The 22,340-nt window shown below is 59.1% G+C and carries 23 protein-coding genes; 12 read left to right on the top strand and 11 right to left on the bottom strand.

Annotated elements, in window-relative coordinates; genetic code table 11:
* The first annotated feature begins 134 nt into the window (after positions 1–134).
* The gene (locus NKF25_RS21475; RefSeq protein WP_253228682.1) at positions 135–1,340 is read left to right on the top strand and encodes a cytochrome P450; all 1,206 of its coding nucleotides are present in this window, start codon (positions 135–137) and stop codon (positions 1,338–1,340) included.
* Between the two features lie 25 nt (positions 1,341–1,365).
* On the opposite strand, the gene NKF25_RS21470 is transcribed toward NKF25_RS21475, so the two are convergent.
* Together NKF25_RS21470 and NKF25_RS21465 are read right to left on the bottom strand one after the other, a co-directional pair.
* Positions 1,366–2,154: an SDR family oxidoreductase gene (locus NKF25_RS21470; protein WP_253228681.1), complete on the bottom strand. Its 789-nt coding sequence runs from the start codon at positions 2,152–2,154 to the stop codon at positions 1,366–1,368.
* Positions 2,155–2,272: 118 nt separating this feature from the next.
* Complete coding sequence (locus NKF25_RS21465) at positions 2,273–2,719, bottom strand: universal stress protein (RefSeq protein WP_253228680.1); 447 nt, start codon at positions 2,717–2,719, stop codon at positions 2,273–2,275.
* A gap of 138 nt (positions 2,720–2,857) precedes the next feature.
* Here NKF25_RS21465 and NKF25_RS21460 point away from each other — a divergent pair, with 138 nt between their 5' ends.
* Positions 2,858–4,285 (top strand): gluconate:H+ symporter, encoded by a 1,428-nt coding sequence (locus NKF25_RS21460; RefSeq protein ID WP_253228679.1) that lies wholly within the window; start codon positions 2,858–2,860, stop codon positions 4,283–4,285.
* Between the two features lie 189 nt (positions 4,286–4,474).
* Here NKF25_RS21460 and NKF25_RS21455 read toward each other — a convergent pair whose 3' ends face one another.
* From NKF25_RS21455 to NKF25_RS21430, 6 genes are all read right to left on the bottom strand, one after another.
* Positions 4,475–5,209 carry an amino acid ABC transporter ATP-binding protein gene (locus NKF25_RS21455; protein WP_253228678.1) on the bottom strand — a complete coding sequence of 245 codons (735 nt, stop codon included), beginning with the start codon at positions 5,207–5,209 and terminating at the stop codon, positions 4,475–4,477.
* A complete protein-coding gene (locus tag NKF25_RS21450) occupies positions 5,206–5,856 on the bottom strand; it encodes an amino acid ABC transporter permease (RefSeq protein WP_253228677.1) in 651 nt (216 codons plus the stop codon). Before NKF25_RS21450 ends, NKF25_RS21455 begins: the two co-directional genes overlap by 4 nt.
* A 216-nt stretch (positions 5,857–6,072) precedes the next feature.
* Positions 6,073–6,885: a basic amino acid ABC transporter substrate-binding protein gene (locus NKF25_RS21445; protein ID WP_253228676.1), complete on the bottom strand. Its 813-nt coding sequence runs from the start codon at positions 6,883–6,885 to the stop codon at positions 6,073–6,075.
* A gap of 153 nt (positions 6,886–7,038) precedes the next feature.
* A complete protein-coding gene (locus NKF25_RS21440; RefSeq protein ID WP_342766347.1) occupies positions 7,039–7,833 on the bottom strand; it encodes a dolichyl-phosphate beta-glucosyltransferase in 795 nt (264 codons plus the stop codon).
* Positions 7,834–7,865: 32 nt separating this feature from the next.
* A complete protein-coding gene (locus NKF25_RS21435) occupies positions 7,866–8,912 on the bottom strand; it encodes a lysylphosphatidylglycerol synthase transmembrane domain-containing protein (RefSeq protein ID WP_253228675.1) in 1,047 nt (348 codons plus the stop codon).
* The gene (locus NKF25_RS21430) at positions 8,912–11,113 is read right to left on the bottom strand and encodes a glycosyltransferase family 39 protein (RefSeq protein WP_253228674.1); all 2,202 of its coding nucleotides are present in this window, start codon (positions 11,111–11,113) and stop codon (positions 8,912–8,914) included. The genes NKF25_RS21435 and NKF25_RS21430 overlap by 1 nt, the downstream gene beginning before the upstream one ends.
* 468 nt (positions 11,114–11,581) lie before the next feature.
* Here NKF25_RS21430 and NKF25_RS21425 point away from each other — a divergent pair, with 468 nt between their 5' ends.
* The 3 genes from NKF25_RS21425 to NKF25_RS21415 all read left to right on the top strand — a co-directional run bounded on the left by NKF25_RS21425 (position 11,582) and on the right by NKF25_RS21415 (position 13,729).
* Positions 11,582–11,965: a winged helix-turn-helix domain-containing protein gene (locus tag NKF25_RS21425; RefSeq protein ID WP_253228673.1), complete on the top strand. Its 384-nt coding sequence runs from the start codon at positions 11,582–11,584 to the stop codon at positions 11,963–11,965.
* Positions 11,958–12,380 (top strand): hypothetical protein, encoded by a 423-nt coding sequence (locus NKF25_RS21420; protein WP_082837656.1) that lies wholly within the window; start codon positions 11,958–11,960, stop codon positions 12,378–12,380. The genes NKF25_RS21425 and NKF25_RS21420 overlap by 8 nt, the downstream gene beginning before the upstream one ends.
* Positions 12,381–13,120: 740 nt before the next feature.
* Positions 13,121–13,729, top strand: coding sequence for a TetR/AcrR family transcriptional regulator (locus NKF25_RS21415; RefSeq protein WP_253228672.1), 609 nt, complete (start codon positions 13,121–13,123; stop codon positions 13,727–13,729).
* A 10-nt stretch (positions 13,730–13,739) separates the two neighbouring features.
* Here the strand turns inward: NKF25_RS21415 and NKF25_RS21410 are convergent, their stop codons facing one another.
* On the bottom strand, positions 13,740–14,183 hold the full coding sequence (locus NKF25_RS21410) for a zinc ribbon domain-containing protein (RefSeq protein ID WP_253228671.1): 444 nt from the start codon (positions 14,181–14,183) through the stop codon (positions 13,740–13,742).
* Positions 14,184–14,410: 227 nt separating this feature from the next.
* Here NKF25_RS21410 and NKF25_RS21405 point away from each other — a divergent pair, with 227 nt between their 5' ends.
* The 6 genes from NKF25_RS21405 (at position 14,411) to NKF25_RS21380 (ending at position 19,693) form a co-directional block, all read left to right on the top strand.
* Positions 14,411–15,601, top strand: coding sequence for a cytochrome P450 (locus NKF25_RS21405; protein ID WP_253228670.1), 1,191 nt, complete (start codon positions 14,411–14,413; stop codon positions 15,599–15,601).
* A 159-nt stretch (positions 15,602–15,760) separates the two neighbouring features.
* Positions 15,761–16,987, top strand: a complete 1,227-nt coding sequence (locus NKF25_RS21400) for a cytochrome P450 (protein WP_253228669.1) — start codon at positions 15,761–15,763, stop codon at positions 16,985–16,987.
* 211 nt (positions 16,988–17,198) lie between these two features.
* Entirely contained in the window at positions 17,199–17,870 is a 672-nt protein-coding gene (locus NKF25_RS21395) for a bacterio-opsin activator domain-containing protein (RefSeq protein WP_253228668.1), read from the top strand.
* Positions 17,871–17,930: 60 nt separating this feature from the next.
* Complete coding sequence (locus NKF25_RS21390) at positions 17,931–18,254, top strand: hypothetical protein (RefSeq protein ID WP_253228667.1); 324 nt, start codon at positions 17,931–17,933, stop codon at positions 18,252–18,254.
* Positions 18,251–18,958, top strand: coding sequence for a helix-turn-helix domain-containing protein (locus tag NKF25_RS21385; RefSeq protein ID WP_253228666.1), 708 nt, complete (start codon positions 18,251–18,253; stop codon positions 18,956–18,958). Before NKF25_RS21390 ends, NKF25_RS21385 begins: the two co-directional genes overlap by 4 nt.
* Before the next feature lie 225 nt (positions 18,959–19,183).
* A complete protein-coding gene (locus NKF25_RS21380; RefSeq protein ID WP_253228665.1) occupies positions 19,184–19,693 on the top strand; it encodes a hypothetical protein in 510 nt (169 codons plus the stop codon).
* Here NKF25_RS21380 and NKF25_RS21375 read toward each other — a convergent pair.
* Both NKF25_RS21375 and NKF25_RS21370 read right to left on the bottom strand, forming a co-directional pair.
* On the bottom strand, positions 19,690–20,286 hold the full coding sequence (locus NKF25_RS21375) for a hypothetical protein (protein ID WP_253228664.1): 597 nt from the start codon (positions 20,284–20,286) through the stop codon (positions 19,690–19,692). The two genes, NKF25_RS21380 and NKF25_RS21375, sit on opposite strands and share 4 nt — an antisense overlap.
* A 111-nt stretch (positions 20,287–20,397) precedes the next feature.
* Positions 20,398–21,486 (bottom strand): NADH:flavin oxidoreductase/NADH oxidase, encoded by a 1,089-nt coding sequence (locus tag NKF25_RS21370; RefSeq protein ID WP_253228663.1) that lies wholly within the window; start codon positions 21,484–21,486, stop codon positions 20,398–20,400.
* A 116-nt stretch (positions 21,487–21,602) separates the two neighbouring features.
* Between NKF25_RS21370 and NKF25_RS21365 the strand changes: the two genes are divergently transcribed.
* Positions 21,603–22,325, top strand: a complete 723-nt coding sequence (locus tag NKF25_RS21365) for a hypothetical protein (RefSeq protein WP_253228662.1) — start codon at positions 21,603–21,605, stop codon at positions 22,323–22,325.
* Positions 22,326–22,340: the final 15 nt, after the last annotated feature.

The following is a 22,340-nucleotide window of genomic DNA, read 5'->3' as shown; positions in this document are numbered from 1 at the left end:
CATATGAATCGCATTTTGCTATATAAAATTGGGTGGTGTTCGAAGAGGGACCGGTCCGAACGGACACATGAACAACCACGTTGTTGTTTACGATTTGGGAACGATTTTGCGCCTGCATACCGTCCGTCGATTCGATGTCGGAATCGAATCCGGCCGCGCGAATCGCGCGACCTCCAGCGGAGATAGCGAATCCTGACGCGCACCTCGAACCGTTCGATTGGTATCGGGAGATGCGTGAAGAAGTCCCCATCCGATACGACGACGACCGCGAAACGTGGGACGTCTTCCGGTACGAGGACGTCGAGCGAGTCCTCATGGACCCGGACACGTTCACGTCGAATCGAACCGAGGCCGTCGGACCCGGGAGTGTATCCGACGACCGTCCGGTCGCACGGACGATGATCGCAACGGACCCTCCCGAACACGAGCGCCTCCGTAGCGTTGCGGACGATTGGTTCCTCCCCGGTGCGATACGAGACCGACGATCGGATGTCGAGCGCGTCGCCCGCGACGTACTCGATGACTGCCCCGATGACGGAACCTTCGACCTCGTTTCGAACTTCGCATACCCATTCCCGGTACTCGTCATCGCGGAGTTGCTCGGTGTCCCCGGCGAGCGCCGCGATCAGTTCAAGGAGTGGTCGGACACCGTCGTCGGGTCGCCGGAAGATACGTCGAAAGAAGGGCTACAGGCGTTTAGACGCGAACGACAACGGGCGATGGACGAGATGAGCGAATTCTTCCGCGGCCTTCTCGAAGAGCGGGAAGCAAACCCGCGTGACGACCTGTTGACGGTCGCGGCAGAGGACGACTCGCTCACCGAATCCGAGAAGGTCGGTTTCTGTATCCTGTTGCTCGTCGCCGGGAACATCACGACGACGAACCTCATCACGAACACCGTCTGGGCGCTCGACGAACACGACCGCTTGGAGGACGTGCGTTCGGGCGAAGTCGACCGAAAGGCCGCGATCGAGGAAACGCTACGCTGTCGCTCGCCCGTACAGGCGATCACCCGCGTTGCTGCGGAAGACACCGAAATCGCCGGGGAAACGGTGGAGGCCGGTGATTTCGTCGTGTCGTGGACGGGGTCGGCAAACCGTGACCCGGCAATGTTCGACGCACCCTCCGAGTTCCGCCCGGAACGCTCGCCGAACCGCCACATGGGCTTCGGAAAAGGAATCCACCACTGTCTCGGCGCATCGCTCGCACGCCTCGAAGCCGACGTCGCCCTCGAACTGCTCCTCGAAAAATATCCCGACCTCGAAGTCGTCGAGGACGACTTCCGACCGGTCGAGAGTCGTATCGTCTACGGTCTTCAGTCGCTTCGTATCGATACCTGAGTTTGGGTAATTCGAAGCCGCCGTTTTACGTTTTGCTTCCCCAACCGAACGAAAGCCATCCGCCGTCAGGGTGCAGAATCTCGCCGGTCATGAAGTGCTCGCCCTCCGCGAGGAACGCCGCGCAGTTGGCGACTTCCTCGGGCGTTCCGAACCGGCCCACAGGCGTACGATCGATGACGTCGTCCTCGTCGAAGCCGATCTGGTCCTGGGCGTCGCCCACCATTTCGGTCCGGATGTAGCCGGGCGAGATGGCGTTGACGAGAATGTCGTGTTCGGCCCACTCGACGGCCAGACAACGGGTAAGGTTGTTCACGCCACCCTTGGACGTGTTGTACGGTGTGCGACCCGTCTGTCCCTGTTCGCCCATCATGCTGGAGATGTTGATGATGGCCCCGCCCGTTCCCTGTTCGATCATCTGCCGACCGGCCAACTGTGCCCCGCGGAACGGGGCGGTGAGGTTCACGTCGATGACCTTCTGCCAGTCCTCCATCGCCATCTCCTCGGCCGGACCACGGATGTTGATACCGGCGTTGTTCACCCACACGTCCAGCGAGCCGAACTCCTCGACGGTTCGCTCGACGAGGGATTCGAGCGAATCGCCATCCGTCACGTCGGCTTCGATCGCGAGGAGGGATTCGGCCTCCGCATCGGTTTCGTCGGCGATTTCCTCGGCGGCCTCCGCCGCACGCTCTTCCGAACGGGAGTTGACGACGACGTTTGCGCCGCGGGACGCGAACTCCCGTGCGATAGCGTTCCCGATACCACTACTCGAACCAGTCACGACGGCAGTCTTGCCGTCGAGTGTGTTCACCATGGTTGGGTGCTCGCCCCCCTCGCTTTTTATTTTTCCGGAAATCTCATTGCGATTTCCACGTTTGCCGCATAAATTGGTGTGAAAGATTGTGAAGATTTCTGAAGAAGGGGAGAAAATCTCAATCCGTGAGAACGGTAACCGGGCCCTCGAAGTCGAGAATGACTCCCTGTGTCGCGTCGCCGAAGAGGGCTTTGCCGGTCGGTGACCGCTGGCGGCCCGTCAGGAAGACGTGGTCACAGTCGTACTCGTCGGCCGCATCGAGTATCTTTTCGGCTTTGTTGCCGAGGAATCCCGTCACCTCGTACTCGACGTCGAGTTCCGAGAGCACTTCGTCGCCGATGTCGCGGGCGAACTGGGTCGCCCCTTCCTCGGCTTCACCGACCGTGTAACTCGCCGAGCTACTCATCAACGATTCCATAGCGTCCCGACGAGCGCCGTACTCCTGTTCCGTTGTGATATGCGTCAAAATCATGTCGGCCCCCACTCCTTCGGCAATGGTTCCCGCTTCGTACGCGAGTTCTTTTGCCGTTTCCGTCGGTTCGACGACCACGAGTGCACGTTCCATATCGGACACCAATAAACGGCCAACAATAAAACCAGCGTTCATTTACATAGTAAAAGAATAGTACAATCTAAATTAAACACTTTTATCTTTTATTAACGATGTTTATTAAAATGGCACATTTAAAGGAAAATGTTTTCAATGAACATCAATGACATGGAGTCGCAATCTATGGCAATTGAATTGGCACAGAGTCCGCTGCTCACGTTCGCAGTCGGGCTTATTTTGGTCGTCCTCTTACTCGTCGTCTGGGACCTCCCGGCGTTCGTCGGATTGGCAATCGCCGCGTTCGGTGTTGGACTCCTCAACGCAGTATTCGTCGCCGACTTCACGTTCGCCGATGCGGCGGCGAAGACGGCGACCGAGTTCGGGAACGGTATGGCAGGTATCGGTATCCCGATTCTGATGGCATCGGTCATCGGCAAATCGATGCTCGAAAGCGGTTCCGCCCAACGTATCGTCCGGGGATTCCAGTCAGCTGTCGGAAAAGAGAATTCGGACATCGCGCTGTGGGGTAGCAGTACTGTACTCGCCATCCCGGTGTTCTTCGACAGCGTGTTTTACTTACTGGCACCACTCGCACGCTCGATGCGTGCGCGAGTGGGGGATAATTACGCGCTGTACCTCATCGTCGTCGGTGCAGGTGCATCCGTGGCCCACGTGTTCGTTCCGCCGACACCGGGCCCGCTGGCCGTCTCCGACCAGCTCGGCATTCAAAACCTCGGACTAACCATCCTGATCGGTCTGCTGGTAGCCATCCCATCGGCAATCATAGCCGGTCTGGTGTACGGCCGCTGGCTTAACAAGCGAATCGACATCCCCCTTCGGGACGCGATGGGGACGACGACGGAGGAACTCCAGGAGCGTGCGAATCGGAGTTCGGACACGCTTCCGAACTTCCTCGAATCGGCGCTCCCCATCATCCTCGCCATCGGGCTCGTCGCTTCGTACACCATCGTGGATACGTTCAAGAAACCGTATCCGATTCTCGAACCGCTCCAACCCGTCGTCGCCTTCGTCGGTGACAAGAACGTCGCGCTGACCATCGCCGCCATCGCGGCGGCGTACACCTACCTCCGTTGGTCCGACCTCTCGCGCTCGCTCTGGGAGGAGGAACTCACGGAGGCATTGAAAAGCGGCGGAAACATCGCCGCCATCACGGCGATGGGTGGCGCGTTCGGTGCGCTCCTGGCCGCGTCCGGAATCGGCCCGTACATCGCGGACCACTTGCAGGGACTCGGCATCGGCCTGTTGGTGACCGCATGGCTCGTAGCGGCCATCGTTCGCATCGCACAGGGTTCGGCGACCGCCGCGATGCTCACCGCCGCGGGAATCATGGCACCGCTGACCGGACAGCTTTCGGTTAGCCCGGTGTACATGGTAATGGCCATCGGCGCTGGCGGAAACATCTGCTCGTGGTACAACGACTCGGGATTCTGGCTCGTCAAAGAAATCGGCGGCCTCACGCAGCGTGAAACCCTACAGACGTGGACGATGGTGACGACCATCATCTCCATCACCGGTCTCGTAACGGTGCTCGTACTCTCGACGATCATCCCGCTGGCGTAAGCAGCGGTTTCGGCAACTATCACGGATTTTTCGGAGTCGTGCCGGTAGCAAGACAGTCTCACATGCGCTCGGCTCAAATGATAGACTGCGGTTACATGGTCCCAGAAATCGTCTTTGAAACGGAGTACTGCGGCCCCTTTTCGGGAACGGACGACTAAAAAATAGCGGCGACTACAGCACTATCGAGAACTACAACACCATCGAGAGGAACTGTCGCGCGCGGTCGGTGCGCGGGTTTTCGAAGAACTCCTCCGGTGGAGCCGTTTCGATGACGCGCCCGTCGGCCATGAGGACGATTCGGTCGCCCACTTCGCGGGCGAAGCCCATCTCGTGGGTGACGACCATCATCGTCATGCCCTCGTGGGCGAGTTCGCGCATGACGCCGAGCACCTCGCCGACGAGTTCGGGGTCGAGCGCGCTCGTCACCTCGTCGAACAGCATGACGTGCGGGTCCATCGCCAGCGCTCGGGCGATGGCCACGCGCTGCTGTTGCCCGCCCGAAAGCTGGTTCGGGTAGGAGTCCGCCTGATCGGCGAGGCCGACGTCGGCGAGGAGTTGTTGACTCCGCTCTTCGGCGTCCATCTGGGACAGCCCCTTCACGTCCATCGGCGCGAGGGCGATGTTTTCCAACGCGGTTTTGTGCGGGAAGAGGTTGAAGCTCTGGAACACCATGCCGATGCGCTGGCGCAGGAAGTTGATATCGACGGTCGGGTCCGTAATCGACTCGCCCTCGATGCGGATGTCGCCGCCCTGAATCTCTTCGAGGCGGTTCGTGCAGCGGAGCAACGTCGATTTCCCGCTTCCGCTCGGCCCGACGACGACGACCACTTCGCCGTCGTCGATGTCGAGGTCCACGTCCTTCAGGACGTGCGCCTCGCCGAAATATTTGTCAACGCCGTCGAACTCGATCTTCGGGGTCCTCATTGCTCCTCACCCCATTCGGCGCGGCTTTCGAGCATGCGAACGAGCCTGCTCAGTGGAATCGTAATGGCGAGGTATGCGATACAAACCAGAATTATCGGAGTCCACGTTTCGAGTTGGTTACTGTTGACGTTCCGAAAGACACTGATGATTTCGGGGACTGCAATGACGGTCAGTAGTGAGGTGTCCTTGACGAGAATTATCTGGTCGTTGCCGATCGCGGCAAGCGCGTTTCGCCACGCCTGCGGCAAGACGACTTTTCGCATCGCGCTGATGTACGACATGCCGAGTGACCGAGCGGCCTCCATCTGTCCATCCGGAATTGAGTTGATACCGCCTTTTATCGCTTCGCCGGAATATGCGGCGTGGTTCAACGTAAGTCCGATAACCGCCGCGAAGTACTTCCAGTTCGGGAAGCGCCCGATACCGAATGCTGGAATACCAACGTAGATGACCAACAGCTGAAACAGGAGCGGTGTTCCACGGAAAAACTCCACATAAACCGACGCCACGGTACGAGTAAATCTCGTCTTCGAAACACGGCCCAATCCAACAAATACACCCGCGATGAGCGACAGAACACTTGATACGACCACAATTTCGAGCACGAGGATGTACGCGTCGATAAACCGAGGAAGGATTGCTCGCATCAGGTCATAATCGACAAACCTAATAAGTATTTGAGATATGAGGAGGATAACACCAGCGGAGAACGACCCTGCAATGATGATACCGATCCACTTGAGTCGCGTATCAGTTAATAGACCGTCATCTGTTTGTTGTTCAACGTTCGACTCTTCAAGGTATGTCTCTGCCATAGTTTATCGTTGTTTCACTGTGTTTGATAACAAAGTTCGTGTCCGGGGTTATCCGTTGAAGTACTGACTGTAGATGTCGTCGTACGTACCGTTGTCTTTGATCGTGGAGAGAGCTTTGTTTACCTTTTTCCGGAATTCGTCGTCGTCCTTGCGGAAGCCGATACCGTACTCCTCGACGGACAGGGTCAGATACGATGGGGCGTTCTTCCCCTTTTTCGCAGCTTCCCCATCCCCTTCAAGGAAAATGACATTGTCGTTATCGTTCACGAACTGCGCATTGACGGTGTTGTCGTTGATGACTGCAACTGCCTGATCGTTTTGCAGCGCATTGAACGCGCCCGTAATTTGATCGTACTTGTCGATTTTGAGGTTTCCGTTCCACTTCTTCTTGAGATCAACTGTCGTGTCCTCCCCAGTGGTACCCTTCTGAACCGCGACTGTTTTACCCTTCAGGTCTTCGAGCTTTTTTATACTGCCATCCTTTTTGATCGCAACGGTCTGGTAGGCCGTGAAGTACGGATCAGAGAATGCGATGTTCTTCTTTCGTTTGTCGTTTATCGTCATCGCGCTCATGATGATACGGAAATTCCCGTTATTCAAGCTCTTCATGATGCTATCGAAGCTAGTCTTCTGGAACTCGTACTCGCGGTCCATTTGATCCTTGAAGATGGCCTTCGCGATCGCGGGATCGAATCCAGTTAGCGTTCCGTCCTCTTTCTCGTATTCAAACGGTTTGTACGGGATGTCCGATCCGATAATGATCTTGTCGCCGTTACTGCCGGTAATCGTACTTACGCATCCGGAGAGTGCCAACGCGGAGAACGCGCCACCACTCGCTTTGAGGTAGGTCCGTCTATCCATGCTATGAAAACATATAGCATAATTATATTAGCTTTGCGTCTCAGTTCCGCTCGAATCTTTGAATTAGAAAAACAATCCCGGCATCTCCTGAGAATTGTGGTGGTGAACGAGTTTGTTACCAAATTTTGCCACAAAATGAAACGATTGTGGTAATTATTCCGTCCTGCCGAGTTGCCACCACAACCTGAGAACGCGATAGCCCATGAAACCCCCGTCCCGGAGGACATCGACCGTCGTGTCCCGGCCGGGGTTCCAGACGACGGGGAACTCGTGAATCCGGTAGCCCATCCGCTGGGCGCGTATCAGGAGTTCGGTGTCCCAGAACCAATGGCGGTCCTCGACGGCCGGGAGGAGGTCGTCGAGCGCCGTTCGGTCGAACGCCTTGAACCCGCACTGGTGGTCGTGTACCGACGAGGAGAGACACGTCCTGACGAGGCCATTGTAAACGCGACTGGCGGTGCCGCGTTTCAGCGAGCGGTTCGCTTGGCTGCCCGGAAGGAGGCGCGACCCTGTCGCAACGTCGTACGGTCCGACGCGGACGCTCTCGACCAGTTCTTCGAGGTGTTTCATGTCCGTGGCGAGGTCGGTGTCGATGTACCCGACGACGTCGCTTTCGACTGCCCCGAACACGCGCGAGAGCGCCGCACCGCGCCCGGCGCGGTTCTCGCCGTGGAAGTGCCGGATTCGGTCGTGGTCGCGCGCGAGCAGCGCGGCTATCTCGGGCGTCTCGTCGGTACAGCCGTCCTCCGCGATCACCACTTCGAACGAATCGGAGGGGAGGAACCCCGCCAGCGTCTTGATCGTCATCTCGGTCGCACTGGCGATTGTCGACGCCTCGTTGTAGGCGGGCAGGACGATGCTCACCTCGGGAACGTCACCGGTCATCTCGCTCATCTCACTGGGTACACTCGTCTCGTCCGTCTCATTGGTCCCATTCGACCCGCTCATCGTACCAGTCTCCCTGGTCTCACTCGACTCACTCATGTGCGCGATTTACCCCCGAAGGTCGGAGCACCGCTCGTCGCGGGTGTCGTCGTCAGTTCGATGGGAACGCGGAGTCCGAGGAGCGAGAGCAGGACCCCGACGCCGACGACGCTCCAGTAGCTGATCAGCCGATTGAGGATGGTGACCGCCGCGACGGCCGTCGAATCCACGCCAACCCAGCCGAGGACGAACGCGATACCGACCTCCGTGACGCCAAGCCCGCCGGGCGTCACCGGAACGGTCGAGAGCAGGACGGCGACGAGCGCGGTGACGAACGCGCCTGCGATGGGGAGCGACACGCCGATGGCGACCGCGACGAGATACATGGTTACCCCCTCGATGATCCACCCGACGGCGGTGTAGCCGACGAGGGTCGGAATCCGATCGAGTGACCCGACCGTTCCCCGCCGGAGATGGACGTAGTAGCGCCGAAATCGGGTCGGGATCAGTCGTTCGACAGTCCTGTTGGAGTGTCGCAACGCCAACACGCCTGTGAGTCCGAATCCCGAGAGAGCCGCGCCGACGAGGAGTGCGTTCACGACGAACGTCGGGAAATCACCCCAGAAGGCGAACAGGGTCGAAATTCCCAGAACGACGACCAGAACGGAGAAGTCGACGACTCGCTCGGTCAGCACCGTCCCGGCCGTGACGCCGAATTCGACGTCCGCCGAACGTCGGAGCAGCGAGCAGCGATACACGTCGCCGAGTCTCGCCACCGTGATGCAGTTGACGAACCATCCGAGGTAGATGATGCGCGTCAGTTCGGCGACGGTCCCGAGCGCTCCGGTCGCGGTCAGTTCGTACCCGGCGTTCCGCAACAGCGTCCGCCATCGGAGCGAACGGACGAGCGACAGCGCGTGGAACACCACCAGCGCGAGTAGAAACCAGAGCAGGTCGGTCTCGCCGAGGTAGCCGATGACCGAATTCCAGTCGATATCGGCCATACTCCATGCGGTGAGCACCAGCAGTACGCCCGCAAAGAGGATAGACAGCAGGTTCTTCGGGGTCCCGAACCGCCGTACGATGGATAGCCGTTCGCCCATCAGTTGCTCACCGCACTGGTGCAGTTGTAGAGGGTGCCCGCGGATCCAGACTGGTTGCTATCGGACGACTGGTACTCGTCGCTGGAAACGACGGTACAGCTGTTTTCGACCCACTGGGACACCCCGTTTTGCTGGCTATCGCCGAAATTCATCGCTCCGGAGCTCGCGTTCCCGCCGTTCGGACCGTTCGACGAATACTGGCCGTTGGCTGCGGATTGGGACCCGTACGAGCCGTTCGTTTCCGATGGAGCGTTACCCCCTGCACCGCCGCCCATTCGACCGCCGACGAGAACGTATTTGAGTTCGCCGCTCCGGACGAGCGAGGCGAGTTCGCTCTTGGTCATGACGGGGTCGCTCCCGCCGAACCCGCCGAGCGAGATGATGGGTTCGTCGCTGTTCAGCATCAGCGGGGTGATACTGTTCGCTCCCGAATCCGCGGCCACCAGATACGTTGCGTTACCCTGGTGAGCTTCCAAATACGACAGCAGCGCAGTGTTCGCCTCGCTGCTTGCACCGCCGGATCCCGAACCGAATGCACCGCCTCCGCCGGTGAATCCGGAGGCGTTCGACGGTCCCGCGAACTGACTGCCGTTTCCGGCGGTACTGTTGTCGAACGAGGCGTTCCCACCGAATCCGGACGGGGGTGAGCCGTTGCCCGTTCCACTCGGCCCGCCGCCGCCACCGAACGCGCTGGACGACGGACCCGCCGAGGGGATGGAGACGTTCGTCCCCGACGCGATGGACATCGAACCCCAAACCGTCGGCGCGACGAGAAGGACGACGAGACCGAGCGCCGTCGCGGTTCCCATCGCGGACCGCCAACGACGGTCGGTCCGTCGGCGAACCCGTCCGATCACGAGCGCCGCCGCGACGATGACGACACCACCCACGATGACAGGAGTGAGCGTTTGGCTGTAGGAAGGATATCGCGACAGGATGTACGCCTGAACGGCCGCGGTCCCGAGCAGCGTCGCTGGCAGTAGCCATCCGAGGAGGGTGCTCGAATCGGTGTTCCAGTACTCGTCCCATAACTCCACCAACCCGATGCCGACCAACGCGGCGACGGGCGGAGCCAACATGACGAGGTAGTAGAGGTGGAAGAATCCGGCGACGCTGAAGAACGTCGCGGCCGTGAGGAACCACATTCCCCACAGTACGACCGACCGACTCCGACCGTCGAACGGCCACTGACCGCGCTGTCGGTAAACGAGCAGTACCAGCGCGACGACTGCCACCGGCAGCAACCAGCCGATTTGCCCGGCGAGTTCCCCGTTGAACAGCCGAAGCGGTCCGATGGCTCCGTGACTGAAACCGCCGCCACCGCCGCCGAACCCACCACTGCTACTGCTGCCACCGATGCCGCCACCACCCATTCCGGTGAGGCGTTCGATACCGTTGTAGCCGAAAATTAAGCTGAAGATGGAGTTGTTGTCGGTCGACCCGATGTAGGGACGCTGACTGGCCGGGGTCAGCGCAACGACGGTTGCCCACGCGAACGAGACGACGAACAGGACGCCCGTCGAGAGCACGAGGTCGGTGATGCGTCGCCGTATGGACACCTCCGCGCCCAGCAGGTAGACGAGGTAGAACGCCGGGAGCACGAGGTAGGCCTCCATCATCTTGATGTTGAAGCCGAGACCGACCGCGGCCGCGGAGGCGAAGAGCCACCGTCGGCGACCGGTTTCGGCCGCACGGAGTACGAAGTAGGCCCCGCCGAGCACGGCGAGGACGACGAGCATGTCCGCAGTGTTGTTTCGGCTGGTCGGGATGACGACCGCCGTCAGCGCCATCGTCAGCGCGGCGGCAAGTCCCGCACGCGAACCGAACGTCCGGCCGACGATGCGATACAGCAGCGCGATCGACAGCACGCACGCGATCGCTTGCGGAAGTATCAGACTCCAGCCGTGGAACCCGAACAGCCACGCGCTTGCCGTCTGAATCCACAGGCCGAGCGGCGGTTTATCGACGGTGACGAACCCGGCGTCGAACGAGACGAAGAAGAAGTTGTGCCAACTCGTGAGCATGTTTTTCACGGCTGCCGCGTAGTAGAGGTTGGCGTATCCTTCGTCCGAAACGCGATACAGGTTCAAAAACGCCGACAGACAGAGGATGCCGAGCAGCGCGACTTTCTCCATCGGCGTCTCGTCGGCGAACGACGAGAGCCGGTCGGAGAGCGAGGTGTCCGTCGTTTCGTTACTCATCGAAACCACCCACGTCGGCGGAGCGGGCGTCGCGGTGGAAGCCCCATCCATGGTTTACTGGTCGTTCTCGAACGGATAGTCGAATCATCGTTTTCGGGAAGGCCTGCTCCCCGATGGATTATATTCGATTGCCGAAGTTGCGGATGGATTCGTCGGAAAAGAGGCACAAATTCGGCACAGATACCCCAATTATTCAGTTCGATTTAGTTCGAGAACAACCGGCGATGGCGGTGCGCGCAGAGAAACAATTCGTGTGAATTTGGGCCTGAATTTCCCCTCATCAGTGACCGATCCATCCATCAGTTCGGTGAACGTTTATGGATGATCTACACAGTAGCCACAAACGGATGAAACACTATACGGGGGTTCGTGAGCGGTGGAGAACGAGAGTGGAAAACTGTGGCCGACACCACTTGCGACGGCGGTCGGTGCGGCGGATTTTCGGGCAACACCTCGTCGAGTAGAAAGATGGAAGTTAACGAGAGCGCGAATAGATACACGATTCCGGAACCCGCTACCGATGCAACGCACGAGTACCACAGGGGTCGACAGGCAAGCGAATCGATGAGACAGCTACTGTGGTGGCTCATCGGCGGGACGCAGGGCGGCAAAAACCGATTGCGTATCGTCCGGTCGCTGAACCGACGCCCGATGAACACGAACCAACTCTCCAACGAACTGGACCTGAACTACAAAACCGTCCAACACCACCTCGAAATGCTCGAAGAAAACGACGTGCTCACCACGACGGGTGACGAGTACGGGAAGATGTACTTCCTGACCGACCGGATGGAATCGAACCTCGACCTGCTCGATGAAATCGCCGAACAAGCATCCCTCGACGATGACTGAAGACCGCGCGCTCGTTCGGACGCTCGTCTATGTCGTCGGCTCGCTCGTAGCCGCGGCGCTCATTTCGTTCCTGCTGCCGCAGTATATCTTCCGGCATCCCGGGCCGCCACAAGGCGGGATGGAGCCGTTGGCCGAGATCATTCAGGTAAAAACGTTCTTCTCCACGTTCACGAGCGTCCTGCTACTCGTCCTCCTCACGACGTACGCTCGGATTTACCGTAATCTACCGAACCGGTTCACGATGAGCCTGCTGTTGTTCACCATATCACTGACGCTGTACGCCCTCACCGCGAACCCGTTGGTCACCACCCTGTTCGGCTTCAGACCGCCCGGCGGGCTCGGACCGTTCACGTTCCTGCCGGACATGTTCGCCAGCGTCTCGGTCATCATCCTGCTCTATCAGAGCTACAAGTGACGGGGACGAGCGGCGGATGAGATAGCAGGAAACAGAACAAGAAAACTGTGAGTGTCGGGGATGGGGGATTTGTGAGTATTAGCGGCGGTATTTTTCCGAAAAAATCGATTCGAGAGGTGTTCGCAGCCACGCCGTCGTCAGTGTCGGAGCTCATCCGAACGACGCATCGGCGAACCGAATGGAGGCGGATGACGGCTCGCGTCCAGCGTCAGACAGTGATAACGCGTGGGTAGTGATGAACGGGTTCGACGGTGCGCGGACGAAACCATGAAGGTGAGTGATGCGTTCTGTCAGGGGTGACAGGGGTGACATCCGTCGCACGCGTCGGGGTGATTCGATACTGCTGTGTTCTACTGTGGATTCTGCCCGAAACGACGTTCATCGCGTGGGTAGCGTGTGGGCCACGTCGGCGCACGTTTTCGACCATCGTTTCGGGTGTGCCTCCGATTTCATCGATGGCCGGGTACCCTAAAGCGATTGTCCGAGATCGCACACGACTGTGCGGAAAATCGGGCATAAATGGATACAGATCGGACCCAAATTCGGTTTCAAGTCGATTACTGTGTCATTTTGGACCGGTAGTTGGAAACGATTACGACGGCGCGGGGGACCCGTACCCCGCTCTAGAAATCGTGGGCGAATATTCGAAGGAGGATCGCGCGATGGCGGGAAGCGCTGGTGACGGCCGGCGCGGGGTGGACCGACAAAACTGTTTGTTGGTACCCTAATACACAGTATCAATGACTGATACCCCTTCGTTTCTCGATGAGGCGGACGGCACGCGGGAGGAGATCATGAAAGCGACCTTCTATGCGCTCTGTGAATACGGGTACAAGGATCTCACGATTCAGCACATCAGCGACGAGTTCGGAAAATCGAAATCCCTTCTCTACTACCACTACGACGGCAAAGACGACCTGCTATTGGATTTCCTCGATTTCATGCTGGAACGGTTCGAGGACCAGATACCGTACCCCGAAGGAGGGAGCGCCGCGGACCATCTCGACGAACTCCTCGATCAAGTGCTCTTCGACCCCCGTTCGAGCGACTTCCACGGGTTCGCCCAAGCGATGGTCGAACTCCGCGCACAAGGGACACACGACGCCGAGTTCCGCGAGCACTTCACGCGCAGCGACGAGTTCATTCGGAAGCAGATCGCACGGATCATCCGCAAGGGTATCGATGAGGGTGTCTTTCGGGACGTGGACTCCCGACGGACGGCGACGCTGCTGCAGACGATCATCGTCGGCACGATGACCGAGCAGATGACGACCGACGACGACCGCTTCGAAGCGATACGGGACGAGACGGACCGCTATCTTCAACGGTGCGTTCTGGCGGACGAATAAACGGTGTCAACTAGTTTTCGTGCGACCCGTCGGTTGCCGAGCCATCGCCGTCGAGTTGCGTCGTACACCAGTGGCAGAAGTCGAGGTCGGCGTCGAGGGCGCGACCACAACTCGGGCAACGAACGGCTTCCGCGTCGCTCTCGGTCGGTTGGCTGACCTCTATCGTCACGAGTCGCTCGAACGTGTTCTGGACGTGTGCGAGGAGGTAGGCATCGAGGACGCAAAGGCCGCTGACAAGGAGAACGGGTGCGGCGGCGAGGAGGTCGACCGGTCCACCCGTGAAGAGGGCGTCGAGCACGCTGGAAGGGACGAACAGCACAGCAACGACGTAGAGCGTTGCAAGCCATCCGAGCGCACGCTTCCAACGACGGAGATAGAGATGCCCAAGGCCGGTTGCGAGGACGGACAACATCGCCGCGAGCCACGGCCGTTTCCGTGTCGTCATTCGCTCCATATACTGAATGAACGTTCAGTACAACATAAGCCTTTCTCAGGGGAAGACCCGTACTACCGACGTTCACCACCAGCAACTGTCGATGGACGACAGCAATGAATCGACATATAGACGGATATGACCGCTGTATTAGCGATATCGTTCCAATCTCAAATCATAACGGAAATCATTAATTTCTCTTTTTCAAGTTCGAAAGATATACAACTAATTGACTGAATGTTCAGTACATGGGGTCCTCCAATCGAGGTACGGCCTTCCGTACGCCACCCGAAGCATTGTCCGACGAACAAGCCCGACTGGAACCGTTCGACTGGTACGCTGAAATGCGCAGCACCCAACCCGTGCGGTACGACGAGCAACGACGAAGATGGGACGTGTTCGGTTACGACGACGTGAGCGAAGTTCTCGGCGACCACGAGCGATTCACCGCGGATATCGCCAGTGCGGACATTCGGTTCACGGATGGAAGTCCGCTCGGCACGACAGCCGAGACACCGTCGATGATCCGGACCGATCCGCCGGAACACGAACGCCTCCGTAATTTCTCCAACCACCGATTCCTCCCCGGGACGTTGGCGGAGAGTCGGGAACGCTTCGAGCGAATCGCCGACGATATTCTGGATACCGCCGAAACCGGGACGACGGTCGATATCATCGAGGAGTTTTCCCATCCGTTCCCGGTGACCGTCATCGCCGACCTGCTGGGCCTTCCAGCAGTGGACCGCGAACAGTTCCGCGAATGGTCGATAGCGACCACCGAACTGGCGATGACGGACGAGGAAGAGGCAAAGAAGGCCCAACGCGAGATGAGCGACTATTTCTCGGAACTCATCCCGGACCGCGTCGACGGGGACGGAGACGATCTGATCACCCTCGCCGCTTCGAACGACGAGTTGAATCACGAGGAGGTCGTCAGGTTTTGCATAACGGTCCTCGTCGCCGGTAACGTCACGACGGTCAACCTCATCACGAGCACGCTCTGGTGTCTGGAAGAACACGACCTGTTCGACGCGGTCCGGGCGGGCGAAATCGACCGCACGAAGCTGATCGAGGAAGTTCTCCGCTATCGTTCACCGGCCCAAGCGGTCCGACGTGTGACGACCGAACCGGTCGAGATCGGCGGACGCCAAATCGACGAAAACGAGTTGGTCGTCGCACGGATCGGGTCGGCAAACCGTGATCCGTCCAAGTTCGACGCGCCGAACGAGTTCCGACCCGAGCGGAATCCCAATCCACATCTGACGTTCGGCGGCGGAATTCACTTCTGTCTGGGGGCGCAGTTGGCCCGATTGGAAGCGGACATCGCTTTGGAGCGACTCCTGGACCGGTTCGGAGTGATCGAACCGGACCTCTCGGATCTCTCCCCGCAGTCGCTCGTTTACGGCGTCGATTCGCTCCCCTGTTACGTCAGCGAATAGCGAACCGTATCCGTATCGGCGACGAGCATCACACAACTCTCGTCGCTCGGTCCGTCGAGGATGCGGGTGTCGCGGTTCCCAAACGAGCGGCCGAATTCATGTTCGATAGATAGACAGTTTGGAAAAAGCTGATACGGATACGTACATCAATTACTAGGGATGAGTTCCTCCAACCCGCAGGGTTTGCAGGCATTTCCCGACGAACTATCCGAACGGAAAGCGTGGCTCGAACCGTTCGACTGGTATCGGGAAATGCGCGAGCAGGAACCGGTTCGGTACGACCCGGTTCGGCACGTGTGGGACGTGTTCCGGTACGACGACGTGAAGACCATCCTCGCCGACGACGAGCGCTTTTCCGTGAGTCCGCGGAACGCGGACGGCTTTCAGGAACCGGAGGGCGAGGAGGCAGGTGTCATGCTCGACACGATGCTCCTGCAGGACCCGCCGCGACACGACGAACTCCGCGGCGTCGTGGACGACGAGTTCAGCCCCCGTTCGATTCGGGAGCTAGAACCGCGCATCCGCGAATTGACGACAGAACTGTTGGACGACATCCTCGACAACGGAGACGAGATCGACCTCGTGGAGGAGTTCGCCTACCCGCTTCCGGTCATCGTCATCGCCGAACTTCTCGGCGTTCCGGCCGAGGACCGCGACCAGTTCAAAACGTGGTCCGACGCCATCGTCTCCGCCGCGAGCGAGGACGAGAACACGGAGGAGTTCTACGAACGCCAAGGCGAGATGCGCCAAGAGATGGCGTTCTACTTCGTCCAACTCATGGAGGACCGACGGGAGAACCCACAGGACGACCTCATTTCGACGCTCGTCAACGCCGAAATCGACGGGGAACCGCTCTCGCACCGCGAAATCCTCGGGACGTGTATCCTATTGCTCGTCGCCGGGAACATCACGACGACGAACCTCATAACGAACGCGATGCGGTGTTTCGACGAGGACGACACGTTCGATTCGTTGACGGGCGACGACAAGGCGCTCACCACCGCCATCGAGGAGGTGCTTCGCTACCGGTCGCCCGTCCAGGCCATGACCCGCGTGGCGATGGAGGACGTGACGATAGGGGGCGAAACCATCGAGGAGGGCGACCGAATCTCCGTCTGGATGGGTTCCGCCAACCGCGACGAACGGAAGTTCGACGACGCCGACGAGTTCCGCGCCGACCGCGTTCCGAACCAGCACCTCGGATTCGGCTACAGCACGCACTACTGCCTCGGCGCGCCGCTCGCCCGACTCGAAGCCAAAGTCGCCCTCTCGGAACTGTTCTCGCGCGTATCGAACATCACGATTCCCGAGACGACGCTCGAACCGACGCGGAGTTCGTTCATCTACGGCGTCGATTCGCTCCCGATTCGGTTCGAGCAGAAGTAGTCCGTCTCCAGCGGTCTTCCAATTTTGTTCCACGTGCGGAGCGTCGGCTGTTATGGGTTAGCTATCGACAGTGGGAATCGTCGATCGGAACTCGGGGCGACTGAGTCGAGTGAAAAGACGGTATTTAAGCCGTCACCATCCAGGCCACCGAATCGTCTCTAAAGTACTGGACCGCCACTGCGCTTATTCATTCCCAAACCGTGTATTCGCTATGAGTGTTATCGCTGAATTTACGGTCCCAGCCGATGCTCTTGCGCTCTCAGAGACCCTCGAACAAGTGCCGGAGATGACCGTCGAAATCGAACGCGTCGTAGCCCATGACACGGACCGAGTGATGCCGTATTTCTGGATCCGAGGCGGCGATTACACCGAGTTCGAAGCGGTAGTCGACGACGACCCCACTACCCAGTGTATCACGAAACTCGATGAATACGAGGATGGAACGCTCTATCGGGCCGAATGGACACAAAATATCGAAAGTATCGTCTATGCGTACGTCGAAATCGGAGCGACCATCCTGGAAGCGACTGGCCGCGCGGATAATTGGGAACTTCGAATGCGATTCGATAACGAAGACCTCGTTGCCGAGTTCCAGGACTTCTGCCGAGAGAAGAACGTTCCCTTCAAATTACGCCGACTGTACCATCCCTCAGAGCCGAGGGGTGGCGGCCAGTACGGCCTTTCTCCGAAACAACGTAATGCCTTAGTTACGGCATTAGACCGTGGATATTTCGAGATTCCACGATCCGTATCGATGGGCGTGATAGCTGATGAGATGGGCATTTCACAACAATCATGTTCGAAGTTGTTACGCCGTGCCCATAGAAATATAATCACGAACGTATTAACAGTAAGCCATCCGGAGGATGAAAGCAGATCGTAATATATATCGGGCGTAAATACGCACCGCGAACATTTCCCGTTCTCTGATCTTTGTTCTCTCATGCCCGATGAACCGGAAGCCCTCTACAGAATTCTTGGTGACGTTGGTGGCCAGTCAGAAAAACGGTTATCGAAAACGCTCGCAGAGAGACAACCTGAATCTGCGTGTCTAGGCGATGTAGCCGACGCAATCGTTCGATGTAAAACGGAAACAGAACCGACGGAGGTACAAGCCGAACGCGAACGGATTTATGTCTCGCTGTCCCACCATCACGTGCCGAAGTCAATCGATGCGAACCTCGTCTCGTTCGATGTGTCGGAAAATCGTGTTGCCTTTCGTGAAAGTGACGAGGTCGCAATTCAGGAGGTGCTCCTCGAACGATGACTGGAACGATCGTCGAAATAACGGTTCCAGCCGCACAGTTTGCCCTCGAATACACGCTCAGTGAATTTGAGCACGTGACATTTGAAGTCGAACAGGTGGCCGCCACCAATCAAGACAGTCTGATGCCGTTCATGCGGGTTGAAACGACCGATCGTGTACGACTCGAAGAGGCGTTCGCCATCGACGACAGTGTCGATGGCTTCGAGCTAATCGCCACCTTCGAGACGGATTGTCTGTATAAATTCGACTGGGCCGACCGAATCGACCACCTGATTCGCGTGCTGGTCGATCAAAATGCGACGATTCAGACCGCGGTGGGGCAAACCGATCACTGGAACTTTCGACTCATCTTCGCTGATCGTGAAGCGGCCGCCAGTACCAACGAGTACTGCAAAGAGCAGGGTATCGACTTCGAAGTCAGGAACATCCAGGAGTTCGGCGACCGTGGTAGTAATCGATTCGGACTCACTGACTGTCAACGCACCGCGATTCAGCTTGCCGCTGATCGGGGCTATTATGAGGTACCACGCGAGGCCACAGCGGACGATCTCGCTGAGGAATTCGGGATCAGCCATCAAGCGCTCTCCGAACGACTCCGTCGTGCCCATGGAAGTTTGATTCAACATGTCCTCGGGATCAGAAATGAAAAACCGGACCCAGCAGAATCACCACCAGAGACTCACTCGGAGACGAGCGTGGACTAACAGCCACCTGTGATCCTATCATAGATCCTCATCAGTGACAGTGAACATATCGATTGTGAGTTCGTCACTCCTACCGATCGGTTCCGAACTATCGCTGTTGGTAGAGTAGGGTTGGCAAGTTTGTGTCGTTGCACTTCTCGTTCATTCTTCCGATTCGTTCGAGCAGGAGTGAGGATAGAATCGGTCGAGTGAGAGTTTATCCTCGTGGGAAGCCTCTCTACTATCATGAGCCTCGATGTAGCGACGCCCACCGCACCGACCATCTACCGGGAAGCACGGGACGAACAGTACGAGTCCGACGTGGACAAACGGGCCGACTTGCAGTCGTATCTGGACGACGAGGAGAACGCGTGGGAGGAGGGGTTCAGCGACTGGGCGGACGAGACCGCGCTCTCGGCCGACGACTACCGGGTCGCGCTCGACCTCGGGTTCATCGAGGAGTTCGACTTCTACTGGAGTCCAGAACGGGAGGAAGTCGAGTACGAGACGCCCGAAATCCCGGACGACTGGGAAGACAAGGAGCGATACGAGGAGGTGGATTCGTGGTCGACCGTCTCGGCCATCAACGAGGAGTTGGACGAACTCGGGGAGACGGTCGCGGGACTCCTCACCGACTACTACGTCGAATGGGGGAGCGAACGCGACATCGTGGAGACGTTCGGCGACCAGTACAACGGTCGGGACGATGCGATGCCGGAGAACATCCGCGAGGACAGTCGCTACGAGGAGGATTAAGACGGGGAATCGATTCCGAAGCGTGACGAGGACTCCTCTTCTCGGATGTGAAGCGTCGTGCGGACGGGCGGATAGTCGTCGAGCGAGAAGCGGACGACGACGAGGTCGTCCGCGACCGTTGCGAGGTCGTCGACGGTCGGCGTTTCGTCGCCCGTGATTTTCAATCCGAGCCACTTCGCTCGCTCGATACCGTAGCGGACGAGGGCGCTCCGGACGAATTCGGCGATATCACGCGCGTCGGTGATGGCGAGTCCGGTCGCCTTTCGGCGATACCCACGAAGCCAGATGGTCGCGGGATGTTCCTCGCGAAAGTTCTTCCACCAGTTGCTCTGCTGACGAAGCGTGGTCGCGATGAGGGTGTCACCGCGACGGTCGTAGGCGACGGGCGTGGTGTAGCGGGTCCCCGAATATCGACCGACGTAGGAGAGGAGCATGAGTCGGTCGCTCACCAGCCAGTGAAGCTTCGAACGGAGCAACCGCCGCAGGACGGGGTTGGCGACGTACTTTTCGGCGAGAAAAAACGGGGTTGGCGGGGCCCGAAGTTCGACCGACGGCTCCGACTCGTCCGGACCAGTCGTGTCGTCAGTCGGCATGAACGTTCCTCCGTCCCCACGGGACGTAATTCCTGCGACTGAATGCCATACAAATCGATGGACGAGTGGCGGCTTAAATCGTCCGTCGGACGAACGGCGTGGTTCCGGAATTCACACAGCGCGGCGATACTGTCGGGGCCATTCGACGCGGTCTTCGGCGTCGAGTTCCGCCGCGGCGTGGAGCGTGAAGTACGGGTCACGGAGATGCTCGCGGCCGATGATCGCGAGGTCGCCCCGACCGTTTCGGATGAGCGCGTCCGCCTGTGCTGGTTCGGTGATGCCGCCGACAGCGCCGACGGGGATGTCGGTATCCTCGCGGATTCGCTCGGCAAACGGGACCTGGTAGTTCGGGCCGGGATTCGGTATCTGCTGGTCGGGGTGCAGTCCACCCGCGCTCACGTCGATGAGATCGGCACCCAGGTCGTGGAGTTCCTCGGAGAGGTGAACCGAGTCCTCGATGGTCCACGATTCCCGGTCCGGCAGCCAGTCGGTCGCGGAGATGCGAACGAAGACGGGTTTGTCGTCGGGCCACACCTCGCGGACCGCTTCCGTGACTTCCCGAACGATTCGGGTTCGGTTCTCCAGACTGCCGCCGTACTCGTCCTCGCGGCGGTTCGTGACCGGCGAGAGGAACTCGTGGAGGAGGTAGCCGTGCGCGGCGTGAACTTCCGCGATCTCGAATCCGGCGTCGAGCGCTCGCTCGGCCGCCGACGCGAACGAATCGACGACGGTTGCGATGTCGTCGGTCGTCATCTCGCGCAGTTCCGGCGGCGTGTCGTCGTACGGCCACGGTTCGGGACTCGGCGCGATGGTTTCCCACCCATCGTCGTCGGGTTGGAGGGGTTGGTTACCATCCCATGGGCTGGTCTTGCTCGCTTTGCGGCCCGCGTGGGCGAGTTGAATCGCCGGAAGCGCACCACGGTCGCGGATGAATTCGGCGGTCGGAGCGAGCGCGTCGGCGTGCTCGTCGCTCCAGATGCCGAGGTCGTCCGGCGAGATTCGACCGCGCGGTTCGACGGCGGTCGCTTCGGTCATCACGATGCCAGCACCACCCGTGGCGCGGCTTCCGAGGTGCACGTGATGCCAGTCGGTAGCCAGCCCGTCACCGGCACAGGAGTACTGACACATCGGCGACACCATCACACGGTTTCGCGCCGTCGATTCTCGAAACGTGACGCTACTGAACAGGTCGTCGGTCATCGGTTTTCGATAGGGGTTGGATGCTTTAAACAGCTACAAACGCCGCCGGATTTGCCGACTCTTCCTCCCGACGTAATCCGAAAACTTATCATACTTTAGGTATTGTGTCCGGAACAATGGACGAGCGTGGCGAAAACAGTGCCGAGACAGGGGAAACTGCTGTAACCTTTACTCGGGAGCTGGAGCGGCTCAAGCGCAGGGGATGTGGTCTCTTGCTCGTTGGTCCGAAACCCGCCATGCACCGGGCGTGCGACCGTCTTCTCGGAGATGCCACGGCCGAGCCACGGCGACGGGTGTTCGTTCGAACGGCCGGAAAACCCTCCCAGATACACACGCCGAGCGACGACGCCACGGGGCCGAAGGCAGACACCAACGCGAACGCGAACGCCAGCGACGTGAAGATTATCGAACAACCGACCGCCGTTCGAAGCACCTCGACGACATCGAGCACGGAGAACCTCCCCGACAGAACCGTGCTCGAAACCGATGGCCTCGCCGAACTCGGCATCGAAATTTCGAACGCGATAGACGAGTTCGAACGCGAGAGCGGGGCACTCTCGTCGGGGGAACTCCGCGTCTGTCTCGACTCGCTCACGCCGTTGGTCGAGACGCACGACCACGAGTCCCTCTTTCGGTTTCTCCACGTGTTGACCGGCCGCATCAAAACCGTCAACGGAATGGGTCACTTCCACCTCCCGGCGGAGATGGATTCGAGGGTCGTCCGCACCCTGCTTCCCGTTTTCGACGCCGCCATCGAACTTCGAATGATCGGCAGCGACGTGGAACAACGATGGCATTTGGTCCAACGGAACGTGACGACCGAGTGGCTATCGCTCTGAAGCGGCCGTTTCTCG

This window comes from Haladaptatus sp. AB643, assembly GCF_024136975.1.
In the GTDB taxonomy this organism is placed as follows: domain Archaea; phylum Halobacteriota; class Halobacteria; order Halobacteriales; family Haladaptataceae; genus Haladaptatus.
The sequence above is the reverse complement of the archived record's forward strand: the minus strand, read 5'-3'. Positions and strand labels throughout refer to the sequence as shown.